The sequence below is a fragment of the Paenibacillus sp. NPDC058898 genome, assembly GCF_049316025.1.
Lineage (GTDB): Bacteria > Bacillota > Bacilli > Paenibacillales > Paenibacillaceae > Paenibacillus_AQ.
This window is the reverse complement of sequence record NZ_JBMOSM010000011.1, coordinates 57,720-76,821: the sequence shown is the minus strand read 5'-3', so window position 1 is coordinate 76,821 and position 19,102 is coordinate 57,720. Positions and strand designations below refer to the sequence as shown.

General features: G+C 52.7%; 18 protein-coding genes and 1 pseudogene. 18 read left to right on the top strand and 1 reads right to left on the bottom strand.

The window, feature by feature from the left end; translation table 11 throughout:
• The first annotated feature begins 112 nt into the window (after positions 1-112).
• From ACOZB4_RS24940 to ACOZB4_RS24865, 16 genes and pseudogenes are all read left to right on the top strand, one after another.
• Complete coding sequence (locus ACOZB4_RS24940; protein WP_145040695.1) at positions 113-547, top strand: phage tail assembly chaperone; 435 nt, start codon at positions 113-115, stop codon at positions 545-547.
• Positions 548-561: 14 nt separating this feature from the next.
• A complete protein-coding gene (locus tag ACOZB4_RS24935) occupies positions 562-705 on the top strand; it encodes a hypothetical protein (RefSeq protein WP_222125857.1) in 144 nt (47 codons plus the stop codon).
• Between the two features lie 17 nt (positions 706-722).
• Positions 723-2,495, top strand: coding sequence for a hypothetical protein (locus ACOZB4_RS24930; protein ID WP_379407264.1), 1,773 nt, complete (start codon positions 723-725; stop codon positions 2,493-2,495).
• A gap of 66 nt (positions 2,496-2,561) precedes the next feature.
• Entirely contained in the window at positions 2,562-3,206 is a 645-nt protein-coding gene (locus ACOZB4_RS24925; protein ID WP_379407263.1) for a LysM peptidoglycan-binding domain-containing protein, read from the top strand.
• The gene (locus ACOZB4_RS24920) at positions 3,203-4,180 is read left to right on the top strand and encodes an XkdQ/YqbQ family protein (RefSeq protein WP_076324770.1); all 978 of its coding nucleotides are present in this window, start codon (positions 3,203-3,205) and stop codon (positions 4,178-4,180) included. The genes ACOZB4_RS24925 and ACOZB4_RS24920 overlap by 4 nt, the downstream gene beginning before the upstream one ends.
• Positions 4,173-4,562 carry a hypothetical protein gene (locus ACOZB4_RS24915; RefSeq protein WP_379407262.1) on the top strand — a complete coding sequence of 130 codons (390 nt, stop codon included), beginning with the start codon at positions 4,173-4,175 and terminating at the stop codon, positions 4,560-4,562. The genes ACOZB4_RS24920 and ACOZB4_RS24915 overlap by 8 nt, the downstream gene beginning before the upstream one ends.
• Positions 4,555-5,013, top strand: a complete 459-nt coding sequence (locus tag ACOZB4_RS24910) for a DUF2634 domain-containing protein (RefSeq protein ID WP_379407261.1) — start codon at positions 4,555-4,557, stop codon at positions 5,011-5,013. Before ACOZB4_RS24915 ends, ACOZB4_RS24910 begins: the two co-directional genes overlap by 8 nt.
• The gene (locus tag ACOZB4_RS24905; protein ID WP_379407260.1) at positions 5,013-6,167 is read left to right on the top strand and encodes a baseplate J/gp47 family protein; all 1,155 of its coding nucleotides are present in this window, start codon (positions 5,013-5,015) and stop codon (positions 6,165-6,167) included. The genes ACOZB4_RS24910 and ACOZB4_RS24905 overlap by 1 nt, the downstream gene beginning before the upstream one ends.
• A 7-nt stretch (positions 6,168-6,174) precedes the next feature.
• Positions 6,175-6,735, top strand: a complete 561-nt coding sequence (locus ACOZB4_RS24900; protein WP_379407259.1) for a YmfQ family protein — start codon at positions 6,175-6,177, stop codon at positions 6,733-6,735.
• Between the two features lie 4 nt (positions 6,736-6,739).
• Positions 6,740-8,026, top strand: a complete 1,287-nt coding sequence (locus ACOZB4_RS24895) for a pyocin knob domain-containing protein (protein ID WP_379407258.1) — start codon at positions 6,740-6,742, stop codon at positions 8,024-8,026.
• A gap of 15 nt (positions 8,027-8,041) precedes the next feature.
• Positions 8,042-8,413, top strand: coding sequence for a hypothetical protein (locus ACOZB4_RS24890; RefSeq protein WP_379407257.1), 372 nt, complete (start codon positions 8,042-8,044; stop codon positions 8,411-8,413).
• A 1-nt stretch (position 8,414) separates the two neighbouring features.
• Entirely contained in the window at positions 8,415-8,555 is a 141-nt protein-coding gene (locus ACOZB4_RS24885; RefSeq protein ID WP_379407256.1) for an XkdX family protein, read from the top strand.
• Positions 8,545-8,901, top strand: a complete 357-nt coding sequence (locus tag ACOZB4_RS24880) for a hypothetical protein (protein ID WP_379407255.1) — start codon at positions 8,545-8,547, stop codon at positions 8,899-8,901. The genes ACOZB4_RS24885 and ACOZB4_RS24880 overlap by 11 nt, the downstream gene beginning before the upstream one ends.
• Positions 8,902-8,936: 35 nt before the next feature.
• Positions 8,937-9,216, top strand: a pseudogene (locus tag ACOZB4_RS24875) (phage holin family protein).
• 410 nt (positions 9,217-9,626) lie between these two features.
• Positions 9,627-10,079: a phage holin family protein gene (locus tag ACOZB4_RS24870; protein WP_379407254.1), complete on the top strand. Its 453-nt coding sequence runs from the start codon at positions 9,627-9,629 to the stop codon at positions 10,077-10,079.
• Positions 10,066-10,851 carry a glucosaminidase domain-containing protein gene (locus ACOZB4_RS24865; protein WP_379407253.1) on the top strand — a complete coding sequence of 262 codons (786 nt, stop codon included), beginning with the start codon at positions 10,066-10,068 and terminating at the stop codon, positions 10,849-10,851. The genes ACOZB4_RS24870 and ACOZB4_RS24865 overlap by 14 nt, the downstream gene beginning before the upstream one ends.
• Positions 10,852-11,148: 297 nt before the next feature.
• Here ACOZB4_RS24865 and ACOZB4_RS24860 read toward each other — a convergent pair whose 3' ends face one another.
• A complete protein-coding gene (locus ACOZB4_RS24860; protein ID WP_379407252.1) occupies positions 11,149-16,113 on the bottom strand; it encodes an alpha/beta hydrolase fold domain-containing protein in 4,965 nt (1,654 codons plus the stop codon).
• 585 nt (positions 16,114-16,698) lie between these two features.
• On the opposite strand from ACOZB4_RS24860, the gene ACOZB4_RS24855 reads away from it, so the two are divergent.
• Together ACOZB4_RS24855 and ACOZB4_RS24850 are read left to right on the top strand one after the other, a co-directional pair.
• Positions 16,699-18,114, top strand: a complete 1,416-nt coding sequence (locus tag ACOZB4_RS24855) for a deoxyguanosinetriphosphate triphosphohydrolase family protein (RefSeq protein WP_379407251.1) — start codon at positions 16,699-16,701, stop codon at positions 18,112-18,114.
• A gap of 24 nt (positions 18,115-18,138) precedes the next feature.
• Positions 18,139-19,080, top strand: a complete 942-nt coding sequence (locus ACOZB4_RS24850) for an LLM class flavin-dependent oxidoreductase (RefSeq protein ID WP_379407250.1) — start codon at positions 18,139-18,141, stop codon at positions 19,078-19,080.
• Positions 19,081-19,102 lie beyond the last annotated feature (22 nt).

The window sequence follows — 19,102 nt, the reverse complement described above, 5'->3', positions numbered from 1 at the left end:
AGTATGTCAAAAAGCGGGGGTTCGCCCGGGATGGTGTACCTCATACGGGCGAGCATCGCCCGCTGCAATAGGAAATGGAATCTATTATTTAATGAGCAAAGGGGATATACGCATGAGCTTACATGAGAACATGAGCGAAGAGCAAATTTTGGACAGCCTGTTTGAGGCAGCCGAGAAGCTGCCGGAGGAAACGGTACGCATTAAGCGCTTGGATATGAAGATGGTGCTGCAGGGTTTGACTTCGAGCAAGGTGGACAGCATCCGCGAGCGCTGCACCGTTCGCCGTACGGTAAAGGGTACAGTGGATGAGAAGGTGGATACGGAAACGTTTAATGCATTGCTGATTTCCGAGGCCACGAGCAGTCTGTCGGTGAAGGGTTTGACGCTTAGCGGCTGGGGCGATCCGCGGATTACAAGCCGCTTGAAGCTGTCGGGCGGAGAGCAGGCGGTTCGCCGCATGCTGCTGGCCGGAGAGCTGGATGCCGTAGGCGATAAAGTGCTGGAGCTGTCCGGCTTCGGAGTCGAGATTGCTGACCTAAAAAACTGATTGGCTCCGGGGGAATGACGACGATGCTGTATCATCTGTGGGTCCGGCATCACCTTCGTCCCGGAGATTTTTGGCGGCTCCCGCGAGGCGAGCGTCTGCTGCTGCTCGCTTTCTCCCAGGAGGAGATCGAGGGCATGGCCGGTCAGAGTTTGAAGTGAACAGGGGGTGAAACGAAATGGCTGAAGCCATGAACTACCGCATGAATCTGGTCATCGATCCGAAAAACGTGATCAAGGCCAACCGCGAGCTGCGGGCGATGGAGCGTTATTTTGAGCGGATTCAGGGACGCGTCATGCGAATCGGGCGTACCCGCATGGCGCCTGAAATCGTGCTGAAGGACAGCGCCTCGAAGGGGCTGGACAGCCTGCTGGCAAAGATGGAGCGGGTGAAATCGCAAGTGATCCAAGCCTCGGCGAATGTGAAGCTGAATGTGCAGAAGCAGATTGATACGAATCTGAATCTGAGCGTGCAGAAGCAGATCGAAGCGAGCGTTCAGGTGGATTTGCGGGCGGCAGGGCTTGATTTTTCTCCGTTGATACAGGCGCTGGAGACGAATACGGATGCGTTGCATCAGCTTACGAGTACGCTTGGATCGCTTGATTTTGGAGGTGGCGGTGGTGGAGAAAATTCTGGATGGGATACTGCGCTGAATGTTTTTGGTACTATAACCGCGATTGGTTCCACTATGAAAAATGGGGGCCAACTATATGGTAAAGGAAGCAAGATGCGCGAAGCATGGAGTAAAGATAAACCAGCTCCTACACCTGCACCTAGGGCGGCACCTAGGCCCAATGGGGTCAGAAGGGGGGGCGGCCGTGGATCCAATTCCAGTCAAAACCAGGCTGCCACGACCCCGAATAGCCAAGGAGAAAAGCCACTAACCAAATGGGGTAAGCGTTTTAAGAAGGCAGAAACATTGGGAGACGTTATCGAAACCTCGGGCAATATGGGAACTAGTGCAATGAAATCAATCAAGGGTGTTATGGATATTACCAAGGGTATATTTGGCGGGGGCGCTTCTAGCGGCATCGTTTCCGGAGGTGCGGCAAGCGCTGCCAAGACCGCTGCAGGGTCAGATGCAATAAAACAGGCAGCTGACGGTAGCCCTGGAGCAAGTGCAGTAAAAAATGCAGGTAAAAAGGGTCTAGGCTCCGGCTTGATGAAGGGCCTTGGTAAACGTGCCCTCGGTCCATTGAGTTTTATAGCCGATGCGACCGCAATCGCCTCTGCCGAACCCGGAAAAGAACGTAATCAAGCCATAGGTTCTGCCGTTGGTGGAGGTATAGGAAGCACAATAGGAGGGATCATCGGATCCGTGATCCCGGTTGCTGGTACGATGATCGGCTCAACGCTCGGCGGCACCGTAGGAAGCTATATCGGTGAGAAAGTGGGCGGCGCCTTTACCGGTATTAGTGAGAAGTTTAAAGAAGGTAAGGAGAGTGTATCCAAGTGGTTTTCCAACGCGTTTTCCTTCGGAAAAAAAGACAAGGAAGCTGCTCAACCGAAGGATGTTCCGAAGGCACCACCTTCCAGTGCGGCTGCCCTTCCGGCTCCCATCATTCCGAAACCAGCGCCGGCTGATTTCAGCAAGCCGCTGCTGCCGAATCCATCTATGTATGGTTCGTACGTGCCACCTAGCTATACAAGCATGAGTACATTTGGTCCACCTGCGAGCGCAGCTCAAAATCAAGCGATTTCCGGGAAAACGATGTCACCTCAGCTTGTTCAGATCAGCCCGGAGCAGATGAGTTCGATATCAGGTCTGCTGACGGACTTTAAAGCGGAGACGAATGTGAATTACAATCTACCTCCAGGAGCGGTGCAGGTTACGGTGCATGAGGAACACCCGATCGATGTGGAAGGATTGATCCTTCAGATCGGGCAGCGGCTGAGAGCCGAATTCAGCAAAGCGGCGCAGAACCGGAAGCCGACTCCGATGGCCTATTGAAGATGATGGTTAACAGCAGGCATGAAGTCGGTCCGAAGGCATCCATACAGAAAGGAGGGGGCCAAGGTGGAGTTTCTTTTGAAGAACGGAAAAGGCATGACGTTCCTATTTCCGGTCAATCCCGAAGAGGTGACCATTTCACGCCAAAAAGGCCTGGAAACGGCTACGATTCTCAACTATGGGGAGTTTGATTTTCCTCAAGGCAATCGGATTAAAGAGATATCGTTCTCTTCATTTTTCCCACAAGAGTATGATGCAGCTTATTGCAAAGGACAGAAGAAGGATCATATTAAACCGCAAACCGCGATGAATAAACTTAACGAGTTTCTGGCATATAAAACGCCGTTGCAATTCGTCATTACCAAGACGGCGGTGAATGTGCCGGTGTACGTCGCCTCCCATCAGTCCACATTCCGTGGCGGGGAGGTCGGGGATGTGTATTTTGACATCACGCTCCGGACATGGAGCGAAATGAAGGTGGCCAAAACGGCAGGCAGTAGCGGGGCTGCCGGTACGAATAAAAAGCCCCGGGCCGACATGAAGGAAAAGAACAAAACCTACATTGTGAAGCCGGGGGACTCACTTTCCAAAATCGCCAAGCTGGAGCTCGGGGACAGCTCGAAATGGAACCAGATCTACAAGCTGAACCAGAAGACAATCGGTAAAGATCCGAATGCCATCAAACCTGGCCAGAAGCTGGTGCTGTCATGAGTTATAAGGTGATTTTGCAGGATCAATACGATCTGTCTCCCTTGGTGGAAGCTATCAATTTACGAGATTCGCTTGAACAAGTCGCTTACCAGGGAACCGTCAATCTGGTCGTAACGCCGGATATGCCACCGATCTCGCCGGGGATGGCGATCCGGATCAGTGGAATTCCTTACGGTAAGAAGGATTATGTCCCCCTGCTGCACCCGGCTGTTGTGTGGGAAGTAGAAACCTCGAATAACGGGGTGAAGAGAATGACCCTCACGCTGTACGATCGGACGGTATATCTGGACAAATCGGAGGATGAATATTTGTTCCCGGCGAAGCAGACCGCTACCCAGCGTTTCAAAAAGTACGCGGCGGACTGGAACCTGAAAATTGCGGTTTTGCCGGATACCGAGAAGCAACTGGGGCGTTCCGTTTACCGGACGCAGTCGATTTATGCGAGCATGTTCGCTGATCTGCGGGAGACGGCCAAAGCTGGCGGCAAGCTGTATCATCCGCGGATGATCTCTTCAGGGCTTGAGCTGTACGAGTTGGGAACGAACAAAGAGGTCTACATTCTGGAGGCCATCACGGATACTACGCAATCGAGGACGTTGGAGGGCGCTGCGACCAAGGTCAAAGTGCTGGCGACAGCTGCAAGCGAGACCGGGAAAGAGGTTCCTTCCAAGGTGATGGCCATCGAGGAGAAGGATATCGCAAAATACGGCCAACTCCAGGCTATTATTCAGGACGATGAAGTGAAATCGCCTGCGGCTGCCCGCCAGCTGGCCCGAAGCAAACTGAGAGGGATCCGGGAGACGATCTCCCTGAATGCACCTGATGTCAATACGATCCGCGCCGGAGATGCGGTCATGCTGGGCTCGATGAAACTGCTCGTAATTTCCGTCAGCCGGGAGCTGGGCAGTCCCGGAAGCATGATGCTGGAGCTGGGGAGTTATGACGATGTAAAAAGGAGGTTTTACCTTGAATAAAGACCCCTATGGACAATTGGCGTCCTCCTTATACGCCTCAATGAATAAGCAAACCCGTCAAGCCATGGGTGGCGTAGGGGCCGTACTCGGCACGATTACCTCGACGGGACTTAAGCTGGATGATTTCAAGCATGAGCTGCAGGACTATATGGTAGCGGAGCTGCCGGGAATGTTGTCCTTGCCCCGTTATACGGCAAAGGGCACCGTGACTTTGGGGGGCCAGCAGCAGGATATGACGTTTGATGCTGAAGAGAACAAAGTTGAAGATACCCTTTTTGAATTGGGAAAAGGCCTGAAACCGGGAGACCGCGTGCTCGCCGTTAGGGTCAACAGCGGTAACGACGTGGTGGTCGTATGTAAGGTGGTGAGCAGTGGTGGCTAATTTATTCCCGGAAGGCGATGACATGATCTGGACGGATACGACCGATCCGGAGGTACTGGAAGGAGACGGGGCTGTTTTTGGACGGAGCTGGCGGTATGATTTTGAAGCCGGCGAGTTCGTGATGTCCCCGACCCGGAAGATTCCGGTTGCGGACGAGAAGGAAGCCTGGGTCATCTGGTGCGAAAAAGCGATTCGCACGCCGCGTTACCGTCATCTGATCTATACGCGCGATTATGGCAGCGAGCTGGAGGAACTGGTCGGCAAAGGCTATGACCGATCTCTGCAAGAGAGCGAGATTCAGCGCATGGTGACCGAGACGCTGTTGGCGGACGCGCGGACGGAGAGTGTGGATCAGTTCCTTTTTGAATGGGAAGGAGAAGCTTGCCGTTTCAGCTGCCGCATTACGAGCGTCCGGGATGAGACGGAAATCATAGAAAGCGTGGTGATCTGATGGCAGATTTGCCGTTATATTTGTTGGATCAGACGGAAGAGAACATTATGAACCGCATGTTGAACAAAGTGCCTTCGGACATCGACAAGTCGGAGGGCTCTTTTATTTGGGATGCACAGGCGCCGGTTGCTTTTATGCTCTCCGAGGCTGCCTTGTGGGCACAGGAGCTGCTGCGTCGAGGCTTTGCAAGCACCGTGGCAAGTGATCGTCCAGATATCCGGTCCGCCGAACTCGATTTGAGGACGGCAGAGCATGGGATTACTAGGCGGGAAGCGGTCGCTTCGTCCGGCAGCGTTCTGTTTACGGGGAAGCCAGGGACAACCGTGCCTGCCGGAACCTATGTCGCTACGCCAGCCGATGAGGGCTCCGGCGAATCCTCCGTGGAGTATGTGACCACATCAGGCGTTACGCTGAGTGACTTGGGTACAGGCGCGGCGCCGATCCGAGCTGTCACGCCGGGCAGTAATGGCAATGTTCCCGCAGGCGTCATCCAGCTCATGATGACGTCAGTCAGCGGTGTGACATCGGTTACGAACCCGGAACCCACGCGGAGCGGGACGGATACCGAAAGCGATCAGTCGCTCCTGGAGCGTTTTTATGCCAAAGTCCGAAGTCAGGGAACAAGCGGCAACAAAGCGCAGTACATGCAGTGGGCCAATGAGATCGCGGGCGTTGGCGGCGTGGAAGTAGCGCCATTGTGGAAAGGACCCGGTACCGTCGGGCTGTATCTCATAGATACGGACAAGCGTGCGGCAAGCCAGGATATCGTGGATGCCGTTCAGCAGTACATTGACCCGTCCCAGGATGGACAGGGCGAAGGCGTTGCCCCGGCCGGTCCGGTTATCACGGTGATGCCTGCGGCGGAAGTGGCGATTGATATCTCCGTCAAAGTGCAGCGCACGCAGGAGCAGCCTTCGACGATGGAAGAAATCCGGAAGCTGATCGAGGATGGCGTTCGGTCGTATTTACAGCAGATTGCTTTTAACCGGAAGGATCCTTTGGTAAGGTATACGCGAATTGCCGCCGTATTGCTGGATATTCCAATTATCGTCGACTACTCGGATTTGACGATTAACGGCCACACCGAGCAGCAAAATATCGAAATTGGCTCCGGTCAGGTAGCGGTGCTGGGGACGGTGAGCGTAAGTGAATAATGTCCGAATGAACAGCTTGCGGGGGCGTGAGCTGTTTTCTTATCTTCCGGCCTATTATGAGACCTCCCGCGTTATGCAATCCGACATGGATGCTAAGGGAAGCGAGTTGGAAGCGCTCTACCAAGCGCTGAATTCTGCCGCAGACCAGTTCTTCGTCCGTACAGCCACCTGGGGCCTGGAGCGCTGGGAGATGGAGCTTGGCATTCCCACCGATCGAAACAAGCCGATCGAGCAGCGCCGGGCGGTGCTGGAGTCCAAGCTGCGCGGAGCGGGTACCTTCTCCGGTGCGCTCGTGAAAAATGTGGCGGAAGCTTATGACGGCGGCACGGTCGAGGTATCTTTTCAGCCCGAGGAATGGGGCTTCACGGTTAAATTCGTGGATACGCTCGGCATCCCCCCGAATCTGGAGGACTTGAAGTCCGCGATCGAGGAGATCAAGCCGGCGCATCTCGCGGTGGCGTATGCGTTCAACTACTTGTTGATACGCGATATTCATGACGTGATGACGTTTGATCAATTGAAGCAATTGCCATTTAATAAACTGGCGTTTAGAAGAACAGGAGGTTAATAAGATGCCAAGTCAGACACCAAATATGGGCCTATACAAGGTAAACGGTGAAACGGATGGTAACGACACGTTTAACGTGGATGTTGTCTTAAACGATAACTGGGATAAGCTCGACGCCGCGGTCGGGCAGATCCAGGAGGATCTTGATAATGTGACAGTGACGGTTCCAGACGCATCCCTTACCGAAAAGGGTATCGTGCAACTGTCCAATGACACGAACGGCACATCAGAGACTATGGCAGCTACGCCGAAGGCTGTAAAGGCTGCTTATGATAGGGGGAGTGCAGGTGTATCGGCAGCAGCGACGGCTCAGGCGAAGGCAGATGCGGCAGAGACACCAGCAGGTGCGCAGGCGAAGGCGAATGCTGCGGAGACGAATGCGAAAACTTATGCTGAGAACTACACCAAGCAGAATTCGGCCATTGCCGGGTGGTCCGCTGGATATCGATCTGCCAAAAATCTGCCGAGTGGTACTGACATGAATGTAGTTTATGACACGGGGTTTTATGATGGTTTCAGTCTCACCAATGCACCGACGAATGAGTGGTACTTCTACCAAGTGATGTCCCATAGTTCGGGACCGACAACTTGGAGGACGCAACTTGCCTACAACTTCAACGACAATACTAAGACATACAGACGATCACAAATAAACGGTGGTTGGACCCCGTGGGTGAACATTGGGAAACTCCAGAACATAAGTGACGATCCTACTGAGATCAACTATCACGTACCGAGTGTCTATCCAACCATCCAATCGGCCATAAATGCCATGCCGAAGTTGAATGCCACCCGCCGTAAGATCATAGTGGCCGCCAACCATGTCGAGAATGGTAACATACAGATCAGGGACTTCAAGGGTGGCGGGATTGAAATTTCAGGTAGTTCAAACGGACATGCCTCTATACGTGGAGACATAAATGTAGATGGCGAGACATCATGTGCAGTGAGCATCTCATACGTTAGAATAGATGTCCCTGGTGGGATTATTAACGTACAATCCCCTTGCAATATCTATATGTATGAAGTAATTAAGACAGTGTCTAATGCAGGTGGGGCTATATGGCTTGGCGGTGCATGTCGCGGGACGGTAAACTGGTGTACGATCTCTAATCAGGGTGAAGCCTTCTCTGTATTTTCTTCTGCTGTGGTGCATATAAGCTCTATATCGGGAACGGGTAATAGAGTTGGTGTTAGTGCAAGTGGAGGTATTGCGATAGTTTCCAGCATGAGTAATCTCAATGCCACGACCAAGTATACTGAGAGTAGTGGAGGTAGAATATTCCAATAAGGGAGGGTGTAATGAATGGCTACAACATATGTTATTGATAGGAAATCCCGGGTCGCAGGTGTGGTCCGGGAAGTGGTCGAGATTGGCCCCAATTATGCACGCGGTAAGGATGCATCCGTCACAAGCGTGGACATGAACGAAGCCTCATTCGTCACCATTGGGACATTCCTCGACTTGAAAATAGGAGACACATTCCCAGATGAATATAAGGATATAAGTGAACAATTCAGGAAGATAAGCAAGGATGATCAGATCGATGAAATGAACACAACGATCGGAACACTCTTGTTAGAGAAGGCTAATCACAAGGCTATGATAACAACTCTGGAAGATACTGTAGGGACTCTACTATTTGAAATAGCTGAGTTAAAAGGAGGAGCTATATAAAATGTGGTATCCAACAATTAAACGGTATTATGATAACGGTCACGGGGCGTACACAGACGAAAACCTGAGGACGTTTGTGGTGGCCAAGATGATCACGCCAGAAGAATATAAAAAAATCACCAAAATCGAATATGAAGCGTAGTGCGCCGCAAGGCGTATTTTTTATGCCCCTGGGTGGTCCGGGGGCTCTTTTAATGCTCAGAGAGTTGGTGGGAAGAAGGGTGGACTGGACAGTGCTTACAGTAATCATTTCTGTAATAGCAGCTTTCAGCGGCATTTCGCTGGGTCGGCATGGGAAGACAAAATCCTTCAAAGATGAGGTAGCAAGAGAAGCTACAGCTGATGCATATTTACACACAGATGTATCTTACATCAAGCCCGGTTGTGATGATATTGAAGTGGATGTCCGTATTCAAGGACAGCGAATGGACTGGTTGACAGAACGTTTGACTCGAGTTGATGAATCCGCAAAACAAGCGTACAAGTGAATAGATGAATTGAAAGAATAGGATAAGAAATGAATATGGATTGGAATATGATTTTTGAATTGATTGATCCAAGGCTGCTAGCGGTGGTTGCTGTATGCTGGGGTATTGGGTTCGTTCTTAAGCATACGTCGTCTATACCTGATTGGAGCATCGTGTACATCGTGGTTAGTTGCCATTGTTTTGACTGTTGGCTTGCTTGGCTGGTCGATTGAATCCGTAATCAAAGGGAACTTGTGCGGGTCCTTTGCAGTGTTTGGGCATCAGGCAGTCAAGCCAAGCAGGCTAAGAATCGAGCAGGCGAACGACCTACCTTAAAGGCCATATACCAAAAGCAATGCCGTGTAACCGTCACCTTGGGCTTGCAATGTCACCATCAACAATAACCATTCCCTGACACGATACCCAAAATAAACAGCCATCTCTATAATTGCGATCCTAACCCCCGTAAAGTTTTTAACATTCCTAATCTGACCCCCTATAGTTAGTTCCAGATTTTAGTTTGCGATGTCGCCGATCTTGGCGAGAATGCCGGCGGCGTAAACTCGGTCGATGCCAGGAACGGAGCGTAAGCACTTGGCGCCAGGTATGCCTTCGAGAATGCGCTCGATCGCTTTGTCTAATTCCTTGAGCTGAGCTTATATACTCCGGATCGCTTGAATGGACGTTTCCAAGCATAAGGTTCAGAAAAGCTCTTAAAAGATAATACTATACGAGGAGGAACAATTATGTATGAGCACATCGGTCAGCTGTTTAAGATGCTGGTGGCGGGGACGGGGGCCGTGACAGGTTACGTCTGGGGCGGATGGTCGCTGCCGCTGCATCTGTTGTTGTGGTTCGTCGTGATCGATTGGTTGACCGGATGGGGCGCGGCCTGGATGAACGGCGAGCTGCGCAGCCGCATTGGTTATACTGGGATTGCACGCAAAATCACCATTTTTCTCATCATCGCCCTAATGCATCTGGTGGACCAGGTGCTGGGGGAAATGAATTATTTTCAGAATACGGTGATCTTCTTCTATCTCGCGAATGAGCTGCTGTCTATTATTGAGAACGTTGGGAGAATGGGGGTACCGATCCCCCAGTCCCTGCGTAATGTGGTACAAGTATTCCAGATCAAATCCGAAGAAGGGGATAAGCCAACCGCACGAAAGGAGGAAAAAAAGGATGAAACCCTCTGAATTTATAGCCAAGCTGGCACCTATAGCCACTCAGGACATGCGTCAGTATGGGGTGCCTGCTTCGCTTACGCTCGCACAGGCAATTCTGGAATCTAATTGGGGAATGAGCGGCTTAACGCAAAAAGCGAACAATCTGTTTGGCATTAAAGGAACCGGTCCGGCGGGAAGCATCACCATGCAGACAACGGAATACCGGGGGCAAACGTCCTATACGACCAATGCCCAGTTTCGTAAGTATAACAGCTGGAGTGAATCGGTTGCCGATCATACCCGACTGATCCTGAATGGCACACGTGACAAGCCACAGCGTTACCATGATGTATTGTGGGCGGATTATAAAACAGCTGCGACCGAGATTTGGAGAGGTGGCTATGCCACAGACCCCAATTATCCGAAAAAGCTTATTTCCATTATTGAGCAGAATTTGCTCTATCAATATGATGTGCCTAGTCCAGAGGAGGAGGAACGTATGAAAATCGAACAATTAACGGCCGAGCTGCAAAAAACACAAGAGCAGATGCAGCAGCTTAGCAAGCAATATGCTTCTGCGATGAAACTGCAAACGGAGCAAAGCAATACCATTCAGCAGATGAACGTAAGGCTCAAGGCAGTTGAGACAGAGAAACCGGCGAAAGTTCCATCTTGGGCAGAACCGGCAGTACAAGCTGCACAGCAAGCAGAAGTATTACATGATCCTAAGGGTAGCTACGATTTTTACCGAATCATGACCGTGCTGCATCGTTTGGGGATTTTCGATAGTCCGAGCAAGTGATACAAAAATTAACATGGCAGCTGCTCTCGCAAGTTCCATCTATATAATGAGGCGTTTTTTGAGCTGTGTTGAACAATAAAGCTGCCCAACCGTTTAGGACGGTATGGGCAGCTTTTGTTGTTTATATCAGTTAGTGTTTTGCTAGCATCTTCATGCTCGGTTATTCATTTCCGGAATGTGCTTTTATAGTGTGTTCGAGCCGTCTTTACTTTCTCGGCGCAATTCACGTTCGCTTATTCCATGAACCCTGTGTCTGTGCATACATATTCATATTAAAAATTCACTACCTAAGTAAGCTCACTTCACCCTTACCGTCCCCACCGCCTGCGCTTGATTCCCCGCATGGTCCGTAACGGTATAAGTCACCGTGTAGATTCGGCTCTGTCCACGCTCCGATTTCTCTGCCCGCAGCCGGAAATGGGTATCATGGGTACCGAACTCGGCATCTTGTATATTCGGTCCCCGGTCGCCCCCATCGCCTCGATTGTCTTTGCTTTCACTGTTACCCGTGTCCTTATCTTTACCGTTCACAATCTCCGATGTATCTCTGCCATGCCCCTTGCCGCCCGCACTCTCCATGGTGATGGAGGTTAGCACGATTGATGCAACGCCAGAGCCTTCATCGCCAGATTCGAGGTCAGCGTAAATATCGACCATTTTGTGGTTCGGAGCCTTCAGTATGGAAGGTGAGAGTGTAACCTTCAGCACCGGGGCGATTTTATCGATGTTTGATACGGTGGCCGTCATTGTCCCCTCGTTGCCGTCCTCATCTGCATATTCGAAGGTAAATGAACCATTCTCGGTAAATTTGTAAGTTGGAGATCCGCCGTTATTGATAACGATAAGCTGACGATTCGACACCAAGGCTGCAACAACGTCTCTATTCGTCGGGGCCGTCGTGCTGTACTCCAGGCCCACGGTGAAATCGGTATACGTGATACCCGGCGCGTCGGTAAAGTTCTCGCCTATGTTGTCCAGCGTATTGCCGCTTAGTTTGATATTCTGGCCCGCCTTGAGCTGAATCCCGTTGCTGTTCCCGGTAATGGTATTGTTCAGAATCTGCACGTTCTCCGGGTCTCCGGATCCAATGCCGCCCGCGTTGGTGTCCCCGTTGTCGTGTTCGAGCAGAATGCCCCAATAATTCTCGGCGGTGTTCTGGCGGATCGTGTTGCCCTTGATGATCGTGCCCGGTCCATTCAAAATATGGATGCCGGCGGCGTCCGGAATGTCGACGGTATTTTCGATTCGGTTGTTCTCAATGATGGTATCCGGTGAGCCCATGGATACAACGATGCCTTGCCGCGCGTTGCGGATCGTGTTGTCGTGGATATAGTTTTGCGGGCCGGATTTGCTGTGATTGGTCGGTGCGGTCCCCCCGGTATTCCCGATGCCGATGCCGCCGCCATACGGCATGTCGGTGATCAGGTTATCGTGGATCTCGTTAAAATACTCCAGCTCCCCATGCAGATCAATCGCATCCAGCCGGACCTGGTGGAATTCATTGTGCCGGACCACATTGTTATGGGCTACATATTGAATGAGTGCCCCGTGACGAAGATAAGGCCCCTCGAAGGAAGAGTCCTCGACCAGATTCCACCTGGTATCATTGGCAAAACCGTTGCGGTCGACCTTCGGTACGCCTTGAATGGATACGCCGTATCCAGCACCGCCAGGTCCAAGATCCGTGGCATTTCGGAACGTGGTGTTGCGGACGACGATATCATGGCTGTTCTCGATGCGGACGCCCATGCGGCTGAATTTCTCGATCGTCACGCTGTCGATCGTGATGTTGTACGAAGGCGACTCGCCATAATTGGCGGCAATGATCATCATGTCAGGACCGCCGGCATCCGGATTGTTGATTCTGTGATCCGTCGTATATTGACCCTCCCAAGCAGATGTCAGCGCCAGGTTGGAGATGGTTAGATCATGCTGCTTGGCGGATCTCAGCATCGTACTGTTCCGGACCTTGTTCAGCGAGGTTTTCAGAATCGCACCGTTCTGGCTTTCCCCACGTAAATTGACCTCGGATTTCAGCATCAGATTGGTCAAACCATCTGGAGCACTGTTTAAGTTGTACACGCCATTAGGGAAGAACACCTCGTCTCCCGGGAGCGCCTCATCCATCGCTCGCTGAATCGCCGGTCGATCGTCCGAGCCGTTGTCCGCAGGATTGGCTCCGTAATCGACTACGTTCAGAGTCCTTCCGGTTGCAGCAAAAGCCTGATGTACCGGATGGTCGCTGCCGTCCGCATTTTTCATGCCGGGAGCGGTAAAAGGAACCGTACCCTCCGGCGGCTGCGGTACAAAATCCGGTATTATCGCCACAGGCGTATCCCCGTTAGCAAAAGGCGGATAGATATGGACTTCCGTCAGACTCGTGTAGGCGCTGCCGTCCGAATTTCCGCGCCCGATCAGCTTCACGTAACGCGCAATCGTATCCGGAACGTCAAAAGGCTGCATCGCGGTGGTGGTACCGCTGCTCGAATCGTTGAAGAGGGGAGACCAGGTTACTCCGTCATCGGAGGTTTCGATATCGATCTCCGTCGCCCGAGCGTCCCCTTTATAGAAGGCGATGCCCAGATAACCGATGTCCCGGGCCTCGCCCAGATCAAACATGATCCACGGACCGTCGCCGGCCGCTGACCAGCGGGTGTACAGATTTTGGTCCAAGGTATTATCCTCGATGTTGCCGTCGCTGCCGCTTGCCGTGACTGAGGCCACAGGCCAAGGCGCTAAGGGAGCACTAAGCGTCGTAACTGATAACGTCAGCGGAACCGGACTGACGTTTCCGGCGGCATCGACGGCTTCGACCTTATAGCTGTACTCCGTGTGCGGAGACAGTTCTTCGACTTCATAGCGGGTGATGTCGGAGCTCAGCTCCGTTACTTTGACGTCGTTTTGATAAATGTTATACTTTGCGACTAACTTGTTGTCTTCCGCCCTCGGCCATTTCAAATGCACATAATCTTCGCCAATGCTGCTAATGGACAGACGGCTTCCGTCCGGCCAGGACGGTGGCGTATTATCCTGACTGGAATCCACCAACTCGCTTACGACCAGCGCAGGTCTTGGATTGCTGGAGCCGTTGGCTTCCTTGGTATAGATATTGACGCTGACACCGGTATGGTTCGCATCTGCAAGGAGAAACGATACGCTGCCATTCGCAAGACGGCTGTGGACATAGTCCGTCACATCGACGCTGTACACCTCCGGGCGCCCGCTATTCTCGGCCTTTACCGTAAACGATCCCACATAAGCGGCCGGATCGAGGCTATTCGTGGGCGCATTATTCCAGGTCAGCTCGCTTTCGTTCCAGGCTATATTCTCGATCCCGTAGAGGGAGAGCTCCAGGTCCGTGTTGCTGGTGCCTTTTTTCGCGGCGACCTGGAATTCGTAGCGGTAGTCCGGATCGCTCAGGGTGGAAGCATCGAATTTGAAATAGACAACCTTTTTGTTGGTTGTACCGGACGAGACGCTAAAAAGGCCAAGGCTTGTGCCTGTAGCGGAATTGATATTGGTGTCGGGTTTGGAACTGTCGATCAGGGCATCGTCCGAGGGCACCAAACGGCCAACCTCAACGGGGATGCCCGTAGAGGGATCGGTTGGGTCGGTGGGGTCCGTCGGATCAGGGGGCGTGTAGCCGTCTTTGTAGAGGATCGGCGTTGTTACTTCCAGGTTCTTCACGTGCTGATCCATGAAAGCCCAAGCTTCCGCATCTGCGGTTGACTTGGCTTCTCCGGTAAAACCATGACCCTGGCCGGGCACGATCTCAAAATCCACGACCGGAACACCGGCGCTTGTCAATTGATCCGCGAATGTCACGCTGTCGGTGTAAGGGATGGTGGCGTCCGCGTCACCGTGCCGGATCCAGAACGGCGGATCATCGGGAGTGGCATACGTCCCCGGCATGGCAAGCCGAGCCTCAATCGGGACGGACAGGGCGTTATGCCCACCGAGCAGCTTTGTGACCGAGCTGTAGCGGTCGGCAAAATCGGTCGTGAAGTCTGCCGGTCCGTACCAGTCCACCACCGCCTGAACCTTGGTGGAGTATTCGGGCCAGCCTCCTGCGCCTTCGATATCGGGAAGATGAACTGTATCCCCAGTATCCAGCGTGACCGTATCCTCGATGGTCAGGTCTCCGGTCGTTCCGAGCAGGGAAGCGAGATGCCCGCCTGCCGAAGTTCCCCAGACGCCGATCCGGCTCGGATCAATGTGGTATTGCTCGGCATGGGCACGCAGATACCGAATGGCCAGCTTTACGTCTTGAATCTGGGCCGGGTAAGGCGCTTCGGGGGTTAGCCGGTAGCTTAAGGAAACGCCGATGTACCCGCGTTTGAGGACATAGTTGCAGATGCTGCCGAGAGCGTTTTTCCGGTCGCCCTTGTTCCAGCCACCACCGTGAATGTAGATCATGACCGGCATAGGCTCGGCTGGCGGGGTGCTCGGAACGGCAATGGACGTGAAGAGATCCCGATCGCCGGCTTTACCGATTAATACGTCCTCATAGAGGGTTACGCCTTCCGGCGCAGGGTATGGGCCTGTTTCAGTCGGCGGGGGTTCTGGCACAGGATCGACCGCAGGCGGAATGCCCGGTATGGCCTGACCGGACAGCGAGACGCTGTCGATATACATATTGGCGTTCATCGGATCACCTACCCGGAACTGGATTCGCACGTTCGGATTGCTGTTGGCTTCCAGCGGCAGCGTCCAGGTTTTCATCGTGTTGGATTCGCTGCGAGGCGCTTCGGGCGTTCCCGGGGCCAGCTTGAAATCCTCCAGTATGCTCCAGGTCGCTCCGTCGTCGCCCGACCACTCGGCAACAATGCTTCCGCTGACATAGGATGAGGCTCTCGTATAATAACTCAGCTTAATGTTGCCATAACCCGTCGTATTGACGGGCAGATAGACCGAGTCGGTCACGTCGATCTTCATAAGGTTCGGCGTGGACGGAGCGCTGCTGGATACGGAGGTTTTGGCTTTACTCCCGCCATCCCCGGTCTGAACCCATGGCAGCGGAATCACGATGCCGCCCGTGGTTCCGTAGCGGTCCGAATCAAAGTTATCGGAGAAGAAGCGAATATCTGGCCCTTCTGGTTCCGGTAGGGGATCGGAATTCGATGCAAAAGATTCATCCGCAAGATCGAATTCTGAAACCGATTGTGCAGATACGGCACGAAGATGCCCTGGGGATGCCATGATGCTTATGGAGATCAGCAGGCAGAGGATCAGGCATGAGATTCGGTTAAGTGTCTTCTTCAACGTTCCATCCCTCACTTTTCAATTTGTGATTGAAGCGTGTTTAAGAAAACCCGAGGAGTAGGCGCTTGACCGCCCCCCGGGCATAAGAAGCCCAATGAATGTTAGAGGTGCATGTGGGTATAGGAGAAGAAGGTGGCTTTGACATGGTCGGACTGATTCGGGGTGGTATCGGATTTGCTTTATGACTCTTATGGAATATCATTTCCCTCCTTTCCGTGGCGCGCTTCAAGAAGTGAATGACAGCGCTTACCTAACAACGTATCAAGAATGCAAGCACAGGTCTTGTGTTAATCCTATAAGCGCTTGGCGTTTTTGCATAATGGAAGATTCATTGACGTTTATACCCTCCCGAGGGTGTAAAAATAGGGCCGTAGAGACTGGAGTCCATCTTTGTATGATTTGCTCCACCCATCGCCTTGGCGGGAATATCGTGCTCAGCAGATAGTGTCTTACACAATTCGGGTATACAAGGAGGAACGGGTTTTACTTAGGAATCATATTTTTCTTCAGCTGCCGGATGGCATATAATCTAAAGAACGAATGGTTCCGAATCGACCCTATACAGATAAAACAGGAGTGGGATAAATGACACTGAATGAGCTTAGAGAGCATCGCCAATACCCGGAGCAAACGAAGTCGGATGCTTCACGCGCGGTATATGAGCGGGATTATTCGCGCCTGATCCATTCGCCGACGTTCCGCCGGCTGCAAGGAAAATCACAGGTATTCGGTGCTGGCACTGGCGATTACTACCGGACGCGCTTAACGCATTCGCTCGAGGTGGCGCAGATTGCGCGCGAAGCGGCACGGAGTTTGAGCCGCCATTATCCCGAAGTGATGCCGGATCAGGCGGAGAACGCCGGACTGATGATTGATCCCGAGGTGGTGGAGTGCGCGGCGATCGCCCATGATTTTGGGCATCCTCCATTCGGCCATAAGGGCGAAGAGGTGCTGCAGGGCATTCTGGAGAAGCTCATTGACCGCAGGACCGAGAAGGAGCTGACGCGTCAGCCGGGTACGCCGACGCCGGAGCAGGCTGCCGAGGTACAGCAGGCGATGCGGCGTAAATATGAGCATTTTGAAGGGAATGCGCACAATTTTCGGCTGATCATGTTTTTGGAGAAAAGGGAGAACGTGAACGGACTCAACTTGTCGGATGCCGTGCTGCTCGGCATTAACAAATATCCGTTCTCCGGGTTGGATAATCCCAAGGGGATGTACCGACATGAATGGGAATACATCTCTCATATTCGGAAGGAATGGCAAATTCCCGGCACGCATCGAACGCTCGAAGCGCAGCTGATGGATCTTTGCGATGACATCGCCTATTCCGCGCATGATCTGGAGGATGGCATCAAAGCCGGGAAGATCGAGGTGCATGAACACTTTTTGCGGGATAGTCACCTGAACAAACTGATTGTGCAGAAGATCATGACGCTGGAAGACGAGGTATGGACGGGATGGACCAAAGAGCAGATTCATCCGAAGGTGGAAACGGTGCTGGATGAGTTTCTGAAAATCTGGAACGAGAAAATGCCGACCTGCGAGAATGACTATTCCCGTACCCGGCGGGAGGTTAAGGCCTACTGGGTCAGCCTGTTTGTAGGCAGCTTGGGCGTGATTACGAACGGAGATTGGAAAAAGGTGACGTTTGTCAAAGACGGCGTGGAAGACGAGGATATGCTACGTACGGTCAGCGTCCTGAAGAGTTTCGCCTGGGTGACTATGATTCGCGACCTGCGGGTTCAGCGCCTGCAGAAGCGCAGCGAATGGATCATCAAGCGCTTGTGGGATGCTTTTCTGGATCCTGTTGCGTCAACGGCGATTATTCCGTCCGACTGGCTTCAGCGTTATGAGGCGGATCAGAAGCGGACCCAGCCGATCTGGACGTGGGAGCATATGGTGATTGATTATATCGCAGGGATGACGGATGCCTTTGCCGAGAAAATCTATAACGAGTTATATGGACTCAAGGTAGGTTCGATCTATGATTTGGATTAGGATCGGCGGAAAAAGGGGGATGGCATGAATAGCCAATTGAATCTGAGCGTGCTTGACCTGGTTCCGCGTTTGGGAGAGAGCTCGTTCGAAGAAGCGTTGCAGCAAGCGGTGATACTGGCACAAAAAGTGGAAGCATGGGGCTACGGGCGCTACTGGGCGGCAGAGCACCATGATCTGGAGCATCTGTCCTGTGCATCGCCTGAGATTTTGCTGTCCCATATCGGTGCCAGGACAACGCGCATCCGGCTCGGTTCCGGGGCCGTGCTGCTGCCCCACTACAGCCCGCTAAAGGTGGCGGAGAATTTCCGCATGCTGGCAGCGCTGTATCCCGGACGCATCGATCTCGGGATCGGGCGGGCGCCGGGAGGTTCAGCTCATACGAGTTTGGCGCTTAGCGGAAATTTCCTGGGTCATGTGGCGGATTTGCCGCAGCGGATTCGGGCTTTGACTGAACTGCTGGAGGATCGGTATCGCTATGAAGACGTGCCGGTAGCAGCGAAACCGGTGCCTATAACTCCGCCCGTGATGTGGATGCTCGGCACGAACACGAAGAGTGCGGGGTATGCGGCCGAATTCGGGACGGGTTATGTATTCGGACAGTTTATGAGCGATACGGACGGGGCGGAAGTTCTCCAATCTTACAGGGAAGCTTTTGAGCCAAGCGCTCATCTGCAAGAACCGCGCGTTATGGTGGCGGTAAGTGTGGTTTGCGCGGAGACGGAGGAACAGGCAAAGAAGCTTGCAACGCAAATTCCCCGACCAGGGCAGCGCACCATGCCCACGGAACCGTCAGGTTCCGATTCGTCAGGCTCATCCCAGCGGCTTATCATCGGTACCCCTGCAAGTGTGCGAAACAGACTGCAGCATATGGCAGAGCAGTACGGGTGTGACGAATTCCTGATCGTCACGCCGGTAAGTGATTACAATGCACGGCTGGAATCCTATCGGCTGTTAATGGAGCAGTAGTCAACTGCTGCACATATATAAT

Coding starts and splice junctions, on each gene's coding strand:
- ACOZB4_RS24880 (WP_379407255.1), top strand. CDS start 8,545: ATGAAGCGTAGTGCGCCGCAAGGCGTATTTTTTATGCCCCTGGGTGGT.
- ACOZB4_RS24940 (WP_145040695.1), top strand. CDS start 113: ATGAGCTTACATGAGAACATGAGCGAAGAGCAAATTTTGGACAGCCTG.
- ACOZB4_RS24870 (WP_379407254.1), top strand. CDS start 9,627: ATGTATGAGCACATCGGTCAGCTGTTTAAGATGCTGGTGGCGGGGACG.
- ACOZB4_RS24850 (WP_379407250.1), top strand. CDS start 18,139: ATGAATAGCCAATTGAATCTGAGCGTGCTTGACCTGGTTCCGCGTTTG.
- ACOZB4_RS24895 (WP_379407258.1), top strand. CDS start 6,740: ATGCCAAGTCAGACACCAAATATGGGCCTATACAAGGTAAACGGTGAA.
- ACOZB4_RS24855 (WP_379407251.1), top strand. CDS start 16,699: ATGACACTGAATGAGCTTAGAGAGCATCGCCAATACCCGGAGCAAACG.
- ACOZB4_RS24930 (WP_379407264.1), top strand. CDS start 723: ATGGCTGAAGCCATGAACTACCGCATGAATCTGGTCATCGATCCGAAA.
- ACOZB4_RS24935 (WP_222125857.1), top strand. CDS start 562: ATGACGACGATGCTGTATCATCTGTGGGTCCGGCATCACCTTCGTCCC.
- ACOZB4_RS24905 (WP_379407260.1), top strand. CDS start 5,013: ATGGCAGATTTGCCGTTATATTTGTTGGATCAGACGGAAGAGAACATT.
- ACOZB4_RS24890 (WP_379407257.1), top strand. CDS start 8,042: ATGGCTACAACATATGTTATTGATAGGAAATCCCGGGTCGCAGGTGTG.
- ACOZB4_RS24900 (WP_379407259.1), top strand. CDS start 6,175: ATGAACAGCTTGCGGGGGCGTGAGCTGTTTTCTTATCTTCCGGCCTAT.
- ACOZB4_RS24885 (WP_379407256.1), top strand. CDS start 8,415: ATGTGGTATCCAACAATTAAACGGTATTATGATAACGGTCACGGGGCG.
- ACOZB4_RS24865 (WP_379407253.1), top strand. CDS start 10,066: ATGAAACCCTCTGAATTTATAGCCAAGCTGGCACCTATAGCCACTCAG.
- ACOZB4_RS24920 (WP_076324770.1), top strand. CDS start 3,203: ATGAGTTATAAGGTGATTTTGCAGGATCAATACGATCTGTCTCCCTTG.